Below are 12,802 nucleotides of genomic sequence, written 5' to 3'. Positions count from 1 at the left end.
CATGGGAATTCACATCATCAAGATGCCCGACATCGGCGAAGGCATCGCCGAAGTGGAACTGGTGGGCTGGCACGTCACCGTGGGCGACACCGTCGCCGAGGACCAGCCGCTGGCCGACGTCATGACCGACAAGGCCACCGTCGAGATTCCGTCGCCCGTGGTGGGCAAGGTGGTGGCGCTGGGCGGCACGGTCGGCGACACCATGGCGGTGGGCAGCGAATTGATCCGCCTGGAAGTCGAGGGCGCCGGCAATGCCCGGGCCGAGGCCGCGCCGGCCGGTCCGGCGCAACCGCCGGCCCCGGTCGAGGCGGCCGACGCGCCGACGGCCGCGCGCGCTGCCGACGCGCCCGGCCAGGCCGCCGCGCAAGCGCCGGCGCGGCCGCCCGGCGGGATCGCCGGGAGGATCGCCGCGGACATGGCCAGCGGCGCGCCCGCCGCCCCGGGGGCGGCGCTGCCGGCGGATAAGGCGCCGGCCAGGGCGGCCCAGCCGTCCGCGCCGGCCCGCCAGCCGGGCGAGCGGCCGTTGGCCTCGCCCGCGGTGCGCAAGCGCGCCTGGGACATGGGCATCGAACTGCGCTTCGTGCACGGCTCCGGCCCGGCCGGGCGCATCCTGCACGAAGACCTGGACGCCTACCTGCAAGGACAGCGGGCGGCCGCGCCGGCCGCCCGTTCCGGCTATGCCGAGCGGCACGACGAGCAGCAGGTGCCGGTAGTCGGCCTGCGCCGCAAGATCGCCCAGAAGATGCAGGAGTCGAAACGCCGCATTCCGCACTTCAGCTATGTCGAGGAAATCGACGTCACCGAGCTGGAAGACCTGCGTGCGCAGTTGAACCGCAAGTATGGCGAGTCGCGCGGCAAGCTGACGCTGCTGCCGCTGCTGGCGCGCGCCATGGTGATCGCGCTGCGCGATTTTCCGCAGATCAACGCCCGCTATGACGACGAGGCCGGCGTGGTCACGCGCTACGGCGCGGTGCACCTGGGCGTGGCCACGCAGACCGACGGCGGCCTGATCGTGCCGGTACTGCGCCATGCCGAGGCGCGCGACATCTGGTCGCTGGGCGAGGAAATCGCCCGGCTGGCGCAAGCCGTGCGCAGCGGCAAGGCCGAGCGCGACGCGCTGACGGGCTCCACCATCACGCTCACCAGCCTGGGCGCGCTGGGCGGCATCGTCAGCACGCCGGTGATCAATCATCCCGAAGTCGGCATCGTCGGGGTCAACCGCATCGTCGAACGGCCGGTGATCCGGCAGGGCGCGGTCGTGGCGCGCAAATTGATGAACCTGTCCTCGTCGTTCGACCATCGCGTGGTCGACGGCATGGACGCGGCGCAATTCATCCAGGCGGTGCGCGCGCTGCTGGAACAGCCCGCGCTGCTTTTCGTGGAGGCGTCATGAGCGAGACCCGGACCACAACCCTGCTGGTGATCGGCGGCGGACCCGGCGGCTATGTGGCGGCCATCCGCGCCGGGCAGCTGGGCGTGCCCACCATCGTGGTGGAAGGCCGGCAACCCGGCGGCACCTGCCTGAACATCGGCTGCATTCCGTCCAAGGCGCTGATCCACGCGGCCCAGGAGTATGAGCGGGCGCGCGAATATGCCGGCGCGTCGCCGCTGGGCATCTCGGTGCAGGCGCCCGTCATCGACATCGCCCGCACGGTGGCCTGGAAAGACGGCATCGTCAGCCGCCTGACCGGCGGCGTCGAGGCGCTGCTGAAGAAGAACGGCGTGCAACTGGTGCGCGGCTGGGCGCGCGTGCTCGACGGCAAGACCGTCGAGGTCGATACCGGCCAGGGCGCGCAACGCATCCAGTGCGAACACCTGTTGCTGGCGGCCGGCTCCGAGCCCATGCCGCTGCCCTCGATGCCGTTCGGCGGCAAGGTCATTTCCTCGACCGAGGCCCTGTCGCCCACGGCCATACCGGGACGCCTGGTGGTGGTGGGCGGCGGCTATATCGGCCTGGAGCTGGGCACGGTGTATCGCAAGCTGGGCGCCGAAGTGACCGTGGTGGAGGCGCAGGACCGCATCCTGCCCACCTACGACGCCGAGCTGACCAAGCCGGTGGCGGCCGCCCTGGCGCGCATGGGCGTGCAGTTGTGCCTGGGGCGCAAGGTGCTGGGCATGAATGCGGCGGGCGACGCCGTGCGGGTGCAGGACGCTTCCGGCGTCGAAACCGCGTTGCCGGCCGACCAGGTATTGCTGGCCATCGGGCGGCGGCCCCGCACCCAGGGCTGGGGGCTCGAGGCGCTGCAGCTGGACCGCGCCGGCAATGCGCTGCGCATCGACGACCAGTGCCGCACTTCGATGCGCAATGTGTGGGCCATCGGCGATATCGCCGGCGAGCCCATGCTGGCGCATCGCGCCATGGCGCAGGGCGAGATGGTGGCCGAACTGGTGGCCGGCCAGCGGCGCCGCTTCGCGCCCGCGGCGATTCCCGCGGTCTGCTTCACGGATCCGGAAATCATCACGGCCGGCCTGGCGCCGTCGCAGGCCCAGGCCGCCGGGCTCGACTGCCTGGCGGCGGCATTCCCGTTCGCCGCCAATGGGCGGGCCATGACGCTCGACGCCACCGACGGCTTCGTGCGCGTGGTGGCGCGGCGCGACAATCACCTGATCGTCGGCTGGCAGGCGGTGGGGCGCGGAGTGTCCGAGCTGGCCGCGGCGTTCTCGCAGTCCCTGGAAATGGGCGCGCGGCTGGAGGATGTGGCGGGCACCATCCATGCGCACCCCACGCTGGGCGAGGCGGTGCAGGAGGCGGCCCTGCGGGCGCTGGGACACGCGCTGCACATCTGAGCGCCGGCCGGGCGTCAGCCCGGCTGGCGTTCGGCCGCCGCCAGTAGTCCCTTGGCGATGGTGTTGCGCTGGATCTCGCTGGTGCCCGTGACGATGCGGTACAGCCGCAGCCGGCGGAAGATGAATTCGACCGGGTGGTTCTTGGTCACGCCGACGTTGCCGTGGATCTGCATGGCCTTGTCGGCGATCTCGAAGCAGCGCTCGGACACGAACAGCTTGCACATGGCGGCCAGTTCGCGCACGTCCTCGCCGGCGTCGGCGCGTTCGGCGGCCGCCAGCACCATTTGTTCGCACGCATACAGGGCCGTGGCCATGTCGGCCAGCATGTGCTGGATGGCCTGGAAGCGGCTGATGGGGCCGCCGAATTGCTGGCGCGTGCGGGCGTAGTCCACCGCCATCCGGAAGGCCTGGCGCGCCAGGCCGATCATGGTGGGGCAGTGCAGCAGCCGGTTGACGCTGACGCGGTTCATGGCAATGCGAAAACCCGCGCCGGGCTGGCCGATCAGGTTCTTCTTCGGCACGCGCACCTGCTCCAGCACGATATCGGCATCCACATACTGGCCGGTCATCGGCACGCAGTCGTGCACCAGCCGCACGCCGGGCTGGTCCAGGTCGATCAAGATGGCCGAGATGCCGTCCACGCCCTTGTCCGGGTCGGTCACGCACATCGTCACGGCGAAGTCGGCGAACATCGACGCCGTGATGAAATGCTTCACGCCGGTCACGATGTAGTCGTCGCCGTCCGCCACCGCCAGGGTGCGCAGGCTGGTGGCGTCCGAGCCCGATTGCGGCTCGGTCATGGCGAAACAGGCGCCGCGTTCCGCGTTGATCACCGGCATGATGTAGCGCTCGAGCTGGTAGGGCGTGGCGTAGCGCACCAGGTTGCCCACGCGCGACGGGCCGCCCCAGTCGCCCAGCACATGCGGAAACAGAATGGCGCCCGAGGCCGCCGCATCGTCCTTCAGCACGCACAAGTCGCGGTAGGACAGCCCCTGGCCGCCCAGCTCGCGGGGCAATTGCAGGCCGTACAGGCCGAGGGCGCGCGAGCGCTGCCAGATCGAGCGGACCAGCGCGCGCGGGAATTCGTCTTCGTAGCCCAGGCCTTGCGAGCGTTCCATGGGAAGCAGCTCGTCGTGCAGATAGCGGTGCAGGCGCTCGCGCAAATCCGCCAGTGTCGGGGTGTCCTGTGCCATGGTGCGTGTCTCCTTCGGATGTCCACGCAGCTTGACAGTCCCGTGCTGGTTCGCGATTATCTTTTTCCTGTTCTTGATAACCAGGCGGAATCGTGCGACTCGAAGATCTGGACTATTTCCTGGCGGTGGCCCGCGCCGGGCACGTAGGACGCGCGGCCGACGGCATGGGCATCAGCCAGCCGGCCCTGACCAAGGGCATACGCCGCCTCGAAGAAGAGCTCAAGCTGCAGCTGTTCGTGCGCACGCCCAAGGGCATGGAGCTGACCATGCCGGGCAAGGCGTTCTACCAGCGCAGCATGCAGGCGCGCCGCGAACTGGACGAGGCGCTGCGCGAGGCGGGCGACCTGCATCGCGGCAGCATCGGGCTGGTGCGGGTGGGCGTCACGCCGCTGCTGGTCGAGCCGGTCTTCAACGGGGCCTGTGTCGAGCTACTGGCCCAGCGGCCGGCCGCCAAGGTCAACGTGATGGTGTCGCTCAACGATGCGCTGATCCCGGCGCTGCGCCAGGGCGAACTGGATTTCTCCATCAGCTCGCTGCACGACTCGGCCGCGCCGGCCGAGTTCGACCGCATCCCGCTGTTCCGCGACCGCCTGTTCGTGGCGGCGCGCCGCGGGCACCCCTTGTTCGACCGGGCCAGGATCCGCTTCGAACACCTGGCCGGCCATGGCTGGATGCTGCCCGGCCTGCAGGTCGCCTCGCGCCGCTGGCTCGAAACGCGCTTCGAGCAGCGCGGCGCGCCCCGGCCCGAGATCGTCATCGAGTCGAATTCCTCGGTGGCGAGCCTGGTCAGCATCCTGCACAACACCGACCTGCTGACCGTCATCAGCGAGATCACGCTGCGCTCGGAAGCCGGCCAGGGCCTGGCGGCGGTGCCGCTGGACGACGTTACCTGGCACCGCGAGGTCGGCATCATGACGCGCCGCGGCGGCTATCAATCGCCGCTGGCGCAACGGCTGATCGAGATCCTGCGCGAGCGCGCCGGCGCCGCCCAGCCGCGCGGCTGAAGCCTGGCGGCGGCTATTGGTTGCGCAGGCCGAGCCGCTCGATGAGCGGGCCGTAGCGGTCCGCCTCGGCCGCGATCAGCTCGCGGAACTGCTGCTGCGATCCCGCGATCGGCTTGAACGACTGGGATTCCAGCGCCCGCTGGACGTCCGGCTGCGCGACCGCCTTCACCAGGGCCTGGTTGAGCCGGTCCACGATCGCCTGCGGGGTGCCCTTGGGCACGGCGATGCCGCCCCAGCTGCCGCTTTCGAAGTCGTCGTAGCCGGCTTCCGCAACCGTGGGCACGTCGGGCAGGGAGCCGGCGCGCTCGCGGCTGGTGACGGCGATGGGCCGCACCTTGCCGCCCTCGATGAACGGCATGGCCGGCGCGACCGCGATGATGCCGACGCCGACCTGGCCGCCCGCCAGGTCGTTGATCATATTGCTGCCGCCGCGATAGGGCACGTGCAGGGCGTCGATGCCGAAATGCTGCTTGACCGCCTCGAAGGTGAGGTGCATGGACGAGCCCACGCCGGGGCTGCCGTAGCTGAGCTGGCCGGGATGCGCCTTGGCGTATGCCGCCAGGTCCGCCAGGCTATGGATGGGCAGGCTGCTGTTGACCAGGATGACGTGCGGCGACAGGCTGATGCCGGCCACCGGGACCAGGTCGGCGATGGGATCGAAGGTCAGCTTGGGCGACAGGTGCTTGGCGATGGCGAAATTGCCGCCGTACTCCAGCAGGGTGTAGCCGTCCGGCGGCGCATTCGCCACCTTGGCGCCGCCGATGCTGCCGCCGCCGCCGCCGACATTCTCGACGATGATGTTCTGGCCCAGCTCGCGGCCCAGCGGCTCGGCCACCAGGCGGGCAATATAGTCGAACTGGCCGCCGGCGGTGAACGGCACCACCAGGCGGATCGGACGGTCGGGGTAGGCGCCGGCTTGCGCGCCGCCCGGCAGCAGGGCCGCCAGGCTGCCGGCCAGGGCGGCCACGGCCAGCCAGGGGCGGAAGTTGGATAGTTGCACGAATGTCTCCTGGATATTGATAAGCAGGCTTGCGAGCATGCTGCCGGCTAGATTTAACCCGTCGCGCGGCATGCAGCGATGCCGCGCGCGTCGATCTCGATAACCGTCCGGTATGGCGCGCCCCGATAACGCGGCGGCATGGAGATTCGCGGCGGGGTTATCCGGCGGGCGCCGCGCAGCCGCCACCATCGCGCTACGGAAACGATGGAGGCATCCGCATGAACCAAGGACGATATACCAGCCGCAACGCGGCTTACTGGCGCGACCGTCCCGCCATCATCTTCGGCGACCGCACGGTCAGCTTCGGTGAGCTGGATACGCGCTCGAACCGGCTCGCCAACGCCTTGCTGGGGCTCGGGCTCGCCAAGGGCGACCGGGTGGCCGTGCAGGCCTGGAACTGTCCGGAGATCATCGAGCTGGAGTGCGCCCTGTACAAGGCGGGGCTGGTCAAGGTGGCGCTGAACGCGCGCCTGTCCAGCCGCGAAGTGGTCGACACGGTGAACAACGCGCAGGCCAGCGTGTTCATCGTCGACCCTGCCCATAGCGAGGAGGTGGCCGCCGTGCGGCAGGAGCTGGACAGCGTCCGGCACATGATCGTCACCGGCGTCGACAGCGTGGCCGGCTGGCGGCCCTATGAGTCCTTCATCGCGGCGGGCGCGGACCGCAATCCGGATGTGGAGATGGCCGAGAGCGACCTGGCGGTGCTGCATTTCACCTCGGGGTCCACCGGCAAGCTGAAGGCCGCCATGCAGACAGTAGGCAATCGCATGGCCTCGCTGCGCAAGGTGGTGATGGGCCGCATGCGGGCCAACCCCGGCGAGGTGCTGGCGCTGGCCGGGCCCATCACGCATGCCAGCGGCATGTTCATGCAGCCGTTCCTGTTCCAGGGCGGCACCATCCTGCTGCACGACCGCTTCGACCCGGAGGCCTTCCTCGCATCGGCCGAGCGCCACCGCGCGGCGTTCAGCTTCATGGTGCCGACCATGATCAACATGCTGATCGCCGAGCCCAGCCTGCGGCGCCGCGACCTCGGCGCGTTGCGGCAGATTTCCTATGGCGGCGCGCCCATGGCGCCGGCGCGCGTGCGCGAGGCCTGGGAAGCCCTGGGGCCCAAGCTCAGCCAGGGCTATGGCACGGGCGAGACCACCGGCGGCCTGGCCCTGCTGAGCACTGCCGACCATGCGCATGCGCTGGCCGCGCGTCCCGAGCGGCTGTCCTCCTGCGGCCGCCTGTTCGGCGAAGGCGAGCTGCGCCTGGTCGACGAGCAGGGCCAGCCGGTGGGCTGCGGCGAAGTGGGCGAAATCACCGTGCGCGGGCCCGACGTGTTCGCCGGGTACTGGGGCGAACCCGAGCTGTCGGCGCAGGCCCTGCGCGACGGCTGGCTGCATACCGGCGACCTGGCCCGCATGGATGACGAAGGCTTCGTCTACATCGTCGACCGCAAGAAGGACATGATCATCACCGGCGGCTTCAACGTGTATCCCACCGAAGTGGAACAGGCGCTCTACCAGCATCCCGAGGTGTACGAGGCCTGCGTGTTCGGCATTCCGGACGACAAATGGGGCGAGGCGGTCAAGGCCGTGCTGGTGCTCAAGCCCGGGGCGCAGGCGGACGAGGCGGCGCTGATGGCGCATTGCCGCGCGCACCTGGCCGACTTCAAGAAGCCGCGCAGCATCGACATCGTGGCCGAGCTGCCGAAGAACGCCAACGGCAAGCTGGCGCGCAAGCCGCTGCGCGACGCCTACTGGCAGGGCCACGAGCGCAAGGTCGGCTAGGGCCCGCTGGCGCGGGCCGGCGCCGGTTTGCGCGGCCGGCGCGGCGCGGTAGACTGGCCGCTTTCCGCCTGGAGCCCGCCATGTCGTGCGCTTTGCTGGTCATCGACGTCCAAGAAGGCCTGTTCCGCCCCGCGCCGCGTCCGGGCGACGCGGATGCCACCGTGGCGCGCATCAACGAGCTGGCCGCGCGCGCCCGCCGGCAGGGCGCGCCGGTGATCTACATCCAGCATGAGTCTGCCGACGCCAGCCTGGCGCACGGCTCGGCCGGCTGGCAGTTGTTGCGCGAACTGGACCGGCAGCCGGACGACCGGGTCGTGGGCAAGACCACGGCCGACGCCTTCCTGCGCACCGGGCTGGCGGCCCTGCTGCAGCAGCATGCCGTGGCGCGCCTGGTGGTGTGCGGCTATGCCTCCGAATTCTGTGTCGACACCACGGTGCGCCAGGCGGCCGCGCGCGGGTACGAGGTGGTGCTGGCGGCCGACGCGCATACCACGCACGACAAGCCGCACGCCGACGCCGCGGCGATACGCCTGCATCACAACATGACGCTGCCGGCCATTTCGAGTTTCGGCCCGCGCATCGTCGCGGTGCCGGCGGCGCAGGTGGCATTCGCGTAATCAGCGGGCGGCCGCGCGCCGCCGCTCGACCCACCAGGAGTTCGCATGCAAACCTTGCTGGACCACATCGCCGTGGCGGCCCCCGACCTGGCCACCGGCGCCGATTTCGTCGAACGCGCGCTGGGCGTGCGGCCCGGGCCGGGCGGCGCGCATCCGCGCATGGGCACGCACAACCTGCTGCTGCGGCTGGGCGACGACGTCTACCTGGAGGTCATCGCGCCGGACCCGGCCGCGCCGCGGCCGGCGCGGCCGCGCTGGTTCGAGCTGGACCGGCTCGGCGCGGGCGCGCCCGCGCGGCTGGCGACCTGGGTGGCGCGCACCGATGACATCGGCGCGGCGCGCGCGGCCTGCGGCGCGGAAGTGGGCGAGATCGAGCCGATGACGCGCGGCGCGTTGTCCTGGCGCATCACCATTCCGGCCGATGGCAGCCTGCCGTGCCAGGGCGCCGCGCCCACGCTGATCCAATGGGATGCCGAGCCGCATCCGGCCAGCGCGCTGCCCGACGCGGGCTGCGCGCTGGAGGCGCTGGAGGTCTGGCACCCCGACCCGGCGCGCGTGCGCGCCATGCTCGACGCGGTGGCGTTTGCCGGCGACGTGGCGGTGCGCGGCCTGCCGGCCGGCGCCGCGCCGCAGCTGCGGGCGCGCATCCGCACCGCCGGCGGCGTGCGGACGCTGGGGGCCTGGTGACGAGCCGGGCAGCGCGCCTCAGTGCGCCATGCGCGGCGCCGCCATCAGGGTGTAGCCCTGCGCCGGCAGGCGCAGCGCGATGAGCGCGGCGGCAAGCAGCAGGGCGCCCGCGCTGCCGAACGCCACCCAGTGGGTGCCGAAGGTCTCGTAGCCCCAGCCGCCCAGCCAGGAGCTGATCATCGCGCCCACCTGGTGCCCCAGGTAGGCACAGCCGTACAGCACGCCGACCAGACGCACACCGTATATGTCGGCCAGGATGGCCGACGACATGGCGATGCTGCCCGACCACACCACGCCGCCGATGGCGGCCGCCACGTACAGTTCCCAGTGCGTGCCCACGATCATCAGCGCGAAGAAGCCCAGGCCGCGGACCAGGTAGATGGTGGCGAGGATCTTGCGGCGCGGCAGGGCGTCGGAAACGCGGCCCAGCACCAGGGTGCTGAAGATGGCCACCAGGCCGATCAGGCCGATGCCCAGCGAGCTGGTGGTGGCGTCGAAGCCGTGGTCCATCAGCATGGGGATGCCGTGCGTGCCCAGCAGGTTCATGCTGAAGCCACAGGCGAACAGGCCCAGGGTGATCGTCCAGAACGGCGCGGTGCGCGTGGCCTCGCGGAATTTCAGGCTTTCCGGCAGGGCCGCGCCCGTGCCGGCGGGCCGGGCGGCGACCTGCTCGGGTGTCAGGTCGGCGTGCGGCGGCGCATGGTCGCGGATCACGAACAGCGCCATCGGCACGGTCAGCACGGTGAACACCGCGGCGAAGCCCAGCAGCGCGGTTTGCCAGCTGGTGGACTCGACGGCGTAGGTGAGGGCGGGCGTCATGATGGCGATGCCGGCCATCGAGCCGGTGGACAGGAAGAACAGCGCCATGCCGCGTCGCCGCGTGAACCAGCGGGTCAGCACCGGCGTGAGCGCCACCGGGCTGGTGAAGGCCAGGCCCAGCGACATCAGCACCCCGAACGCGAGGAAAAAGCTGAACGGGTCGCGCGCCTTGACCGTCCAGACGATGGAAGCCGCGACGATGACGGTGCCCAGCAGCAGCACGAAACGCGTGCCGTGGCGCGCCACCAGCACGCCGGCCAGCGGCATGCCCAGGCCATAGCAGAGCATGCCGATGGCCACGATGCTCGACAGCAGGCTGCGGCTGAAGCCGAGGTCCTGCGCCATGGGCAGGAAGAACGGGCCGACGCCCATGCGCATGCCCACGGTCAGCAGAGTGAGGAGGGTGGCCGCCGCCACGATGTTCCACCCGAAATACCAGCCGCCGATACGTGTCCCAGCCACCTTGGTCTCCTGAATCTTGTTAGCGTGGCCGCCGTTGCGTGGCGGCCCAGGCGCGATTGTGCGCCTTTTTGGGCGGCCGCGCTGGCGCGGCGTTCGGTCAGCGAACTTTCGGCGGGGGGGAGCGAAAGGACGCGTCCGGCGGCCGGATTCAGTAGGTGCCGGGGTATTCGCCGCCGTCGATCAGCCAGCTCTGGCCGGTAATGTAGCCGGCCAGGTCGGAGGCCAGGTATGCGACCAGCGCGCCGACTTCGTCGGCGCGGCCGAAACGGCCGGCGGGGTTGGCCGCCATGCGGGCCTGGCGGATTTCCTCGTACGGGCGCCCGGAGGTCTGGGACAGCTTTTCGATGTGGCGCTGCTGCGCGCCGGTGTCGAAGGCGCCCGGCAGCACATTGTTGATGGTGACATTGTTGCGGATGGTCTGGCGCGCCAGGCCGCCCACGAAGCCGATCAGGCCGGCGCGCGCGCCGTTCGACAGCCCCAGTTCGGCGTGCGGCGCCTTGACGCTGCGCGACACGATATTGACGATGCGGCCGTAGCCGCGTTGCTGCATGTCGTCCACCACGCGGCGGATCAGCTCGATGGGGCCGAGCATCATGGCGTCCAGCGCGGCGTGCCAGGTGGCCTTGTCCCAGTCGCGGAAGTCGCCCGGCGGAAAGCCGTCGGCGTTGGTCACCAGGATGTCGGGCGCCGGGCAGGCGGCCAGGGCGGCGTCGTGGCCGGTGGCGGTGGTGATGTCGGCCACCACGTAGTCGACGCGCTGGCCGGTTTCGGCGGACAGTTCCTCGGCCGCGGCCCGCAGGGTTTGCAGTGTGCGGGCGGCGATCACCACCCGCGCGCCTTCCTGGGCCAGGCGGCGGGCGGTGGCGCGCCCCATGCCCTGGCTGCCGCCGAAGACCAGTGCCGAGCGTCCGCTGATTCCGAGTTCCATGGCTGTTCCTGCTGTCGAGGGTTGTGAAGAATCAGTGCGATTGGAACACGAAGCTGTCGGCGTACAAATGCGCCGCGTCGGCGCCGGCGCGGGCGAAGCGGGCCTTGGCGTCCTGGATCATGGCGGGCGAGCCGCACAAGTACAGCGAGTGCTCGGACAGGTCGGGCAGGTCCTGCAGGATGGCGTCCTGCACGTAGCCGGCGCGGCCGCGCCAGGCGCCAGAGGGGCGCGACAGCACCGGCACGAAGTCGAACTCGTAGAGCCGGTCACGCCAGCTGGCGATCTGCTCGGCCAGGTACAGGTCCTGCTCGCCGCGCATGCCCCAGTACAAGCTCACGGGCGGGCAATCGTCGTCGTCCAGCAGCGACTCCAGGATCGCCTTGATGGGCGCAATGCCGGTGCCCGTGGCGGCGAACACCATCGGCCGGTAGTCCTGCGCGTGATAGTGGAAGGCGCCGTGCGGCATCTCGACGCGCAGGCGCTGGCCGACCCGCATGCCGCCCAGCAGGCGGTCGGTGAAGTAGCCGCCGGCAATGCGGCGGATCTGCAGGTCCACCCGGCCGGCGTCGGGCGGATTGGCCATCGAGAAACTGCGATGGCCGGCGTCGTCCAGGTGGATGTTCAGGTATTGCCCGGGGCGGTAGACGATGCCGTGATCGGCCGGCAACTGCAGCTGCAGGTGATAGATGTCGGGGCTCAGCAGGCGCAGCTCGGCGACCTCGGCATCGACCAGCGTCGGCTCGGAATAGCCGGCCGGCCGTTCCACGCTGATGACCAGGTCCGACAGGGCGCGCGCCTGGCAGGCCAGCCCCTGGCCCTGCGCATGTTCCTCTTCGCTCAGGGCCAGGGGCAGTTCCTCGTAGTCGACCCGGCCTTGCAGCACCTGGATGCGGCAGGTGCCGCAGCCGCCGAAGGTGCATTCGTGCGGCAGCTCGACGCCCTGGCGGCTGGCCGCCGCCAGGATGGTCTCGCCGTCGGCGACGTCGAATTGTTGCTGGCTTTGCAGCCACAGGACGCGGTGTGCCATGTCGGTTTCCTGTCGCGCTGCGGCGTTATTTCTTGATGTCGGCCTGGACCACGACTTCGGCCTTGCCCTGCAGCAGGTCGCGCAGCGCCTGCAGCGCGGCGACGCCGCAGGCCGTGTCCTGTTCGCCGTTGCCGCCGGACAGCCCGACGCCGCCGATGACCTCGCCGTTGACCACGATGGGGTATCCGCCCACGAACACCGCGAACTTGCCGTCGAAGCTCCACTGGATGCCGAATGCTTCGTTGCCCGGCAGGGCGGGGCCATTGGGGGGCGTATTGAACAAGTGCGTGGAGCGCTTGTGCCCGGCGGCGGTGAATGCCTTGTTCCAGGCGATCTGCGGACCGGTGACGCGCGCGCCGTCCATGCGCTCCATGACGATCGGGAAGCCGCCCTCGTCGGTGATGCAGACGGTCTCGGTCACGCCGATCTCGCGCGCCTTTTCCAGCGCCGCGGCGGCCATGGCGCGGGCTTCGGTCAATTCAAGTTTCAATGCGTTCTTCATG

The 12,802-nt window shown here is 70.5% G+C and carries 12 protein-coding genes; 6 read left to right on the top strand and 6 right to left on the bottom strand.

The genetic code is table 11. From position 1 onward, the window contains the following. Position 1 precedes the first annotated feature (1 nt). Entirely contained in the window at positions 2-1,393 is a 1,392-nt protein-coding gene (locus CAL24_RS16455; RefSeq protein WP_028353252.1) for a dihydrolipoamide acetyltransferase family protein, read from the top strand. Next, a complete protein-coding gene (gene lpdA / locus CAL24_RS16450; RefSeq protein WP_094807219.1) occupies positions 1,390-2,787 on the top strand; it encodes a dihydrolipoyl dehydrogenase in 1,398 nt (465 codons plus the stop codon). Before CAL24_RS16455 ends, lpdA begins: the two co-directional genes overlap by 4 nt. A gap of 14 nt (positions 2,788-2,801) precedes the next feature. Here lpdA and CAL24_RS16445 read toward each other — a convergent pair whose 3' ends face one another. After that, positions 2,802-3,980, bottom strand: coding sequence for an acyl-CoA dehydrogenase family protein (locus tag CAL24_RS16445; protein ID WP_094807218.1), 1,179 nt, complete (start codon positions 3,978-3,980; stop codon positions 2,802-2,804). Between the two features lie 92 nt (positions 3,981-4,072). Here CAL24_RS16445 and CAL24_RS16440 point away from each other — a divergent pair, with 92 nt between their 5' ends. Continuing rightward, complete coding sequence (locus tag CAL24_RS16440; protein WP_094807217.1) at positions 4,073-4,984, top strand: LysR family transcriptional regulator; 912 nt, start codon at positions 4,073-4,075, stop codon at positions 4,982-4,984. A gap of 13 nt (positions 4,985-4,997) precedes the next feature. Here CAL24_RS16440 and CAL24_RS16435 read toward each other — a convergent pair whose 3' ends face one another. Beyond that, positions 4,998-5,984: a Bug family tripartite tricarboxylate transporter substrate binding protein gene (locus tag CAL24_RS16435; protein ID WP_170947096.1), complete on the bottom strand. Its 987-nt coding sequence runs from the start codon at positions 5,982-5,984 to the stop codon at positions 4,998-5,000. A gap of 218 nt (positions 5,985-6,202) precedes the next feature. Between CAL24_RS16435 and CAL24_RS16430 the strand changes: the two genes are divergently transcribed. From CAL24_RS16430 to CAL24_RS16420, 3 genes are all read left to right on the top strand, one after another. Continuing rightward, positions 6,203-7,759, top strand: a complete 1,557-nt coding sequence (locus CAL24_RS16430; RefSeq protein ID WP_028353257.1) for an AMP-binding protein — start codon at positions 6,203-6,205, stop codon at positions 7,757-7,759. An 80-nt stretch (positions 7,760-7,839) separates the two neighbouring features. Beyond that, on the top strand, positions 7,840-8,376 hold the full coding sequence (locus CAL24_RS16425; RefSeq protein WP_028353258.1) for a cysteine hydrolase family protein: 537 nt from the start codon (positions 7,840-7,842) through the stop codon (positions 8,374-8,376). A gap of 45 nt (positions 8,377-8,421) precedes the next feature. Continuing rightward, complete coding sequence (locus CAL24_RS16420; protein WP_094807215.1) at positions 8,422-9,063, top strand: VOC family protein; 642 nt, start codon at positions 8,422-8,424, stop codon at positions 9,061-9,063. 18 nt (positions 9,064-9,081) lie between these two features. Here CAL24_RS16420 and CAL24_RS16415 read toward each other — a convergent pair whose 3' ends face one another. From CAL24_RS16415 to CAL24_RS16400, 4 genes are all read right to left on the bottom strand, one after another. Beyond that, positions 9,082-10,344 carry an MFS transporter gene (locus CAL24_RS16415; protein WP_028353260.1) on the bottom strand — a complete coding sequence of 421 codons (1,263 nt, stop codon included), beginning with the start codon at positions 10,342-10,344 and terminating at the stop codon, positions 9,082-9,084. Between the two features lie 148 nt (positions 10,345-10,492). After that, positions 10,493-11,272, bottom strand: coding sequence for an SDR family oxidoreductase (locus CAL24_RS16410; RefSeq protein WP_094807214.1), 780 nt, complete (start codon positions 11,270-11,272; stop codon positions 10,493-10,495). Positions 11,273-11,303: 31 nt separating this feature from the next. Further along, the gene (locus tag CAL24_RS16405; RefSeq protein WP_094807213.1) at positions 11,304-12,299 is read right to left on the bottom strand and encodes a 2Fe-2S iron-sulfur cluster-binding protein; all 996 of its coding nucleotides are present in this window, start codon (positions 12,297-12,299) and stop codon (positions 11,304-11,306) included. A gap of 25 nt (positions 12,300-12,324) precedes the next feature. Beyond that, positions 12,325-12,801, bottom strand: a complete 477-nt coding sequence (locus tag CAL24_RS16400) for a GlcG/HbpS family heme-binding protein (RefSeq protein WP_028353263.1) — start codon at positions 12,799-12,801, stop codon at positions 12,325-12,327. Between the last annotated feature and the right edge of the window lies 1 nt (position 12,802).

Source organism: Bordetella genomosp. 2, from assembly GCF_002261345.1.
Classification (GTDB): domain Bacteria; phylum Pseudomonadota; class Gammaproteobacteria; order Burkholderiales; family Burkholderiaceae_B; genus Bordetella_A.
Note: the sequence above shows the minus strand (reverse complement) of the source record. Positions and strands in the feature narration are given on the sequence as shown.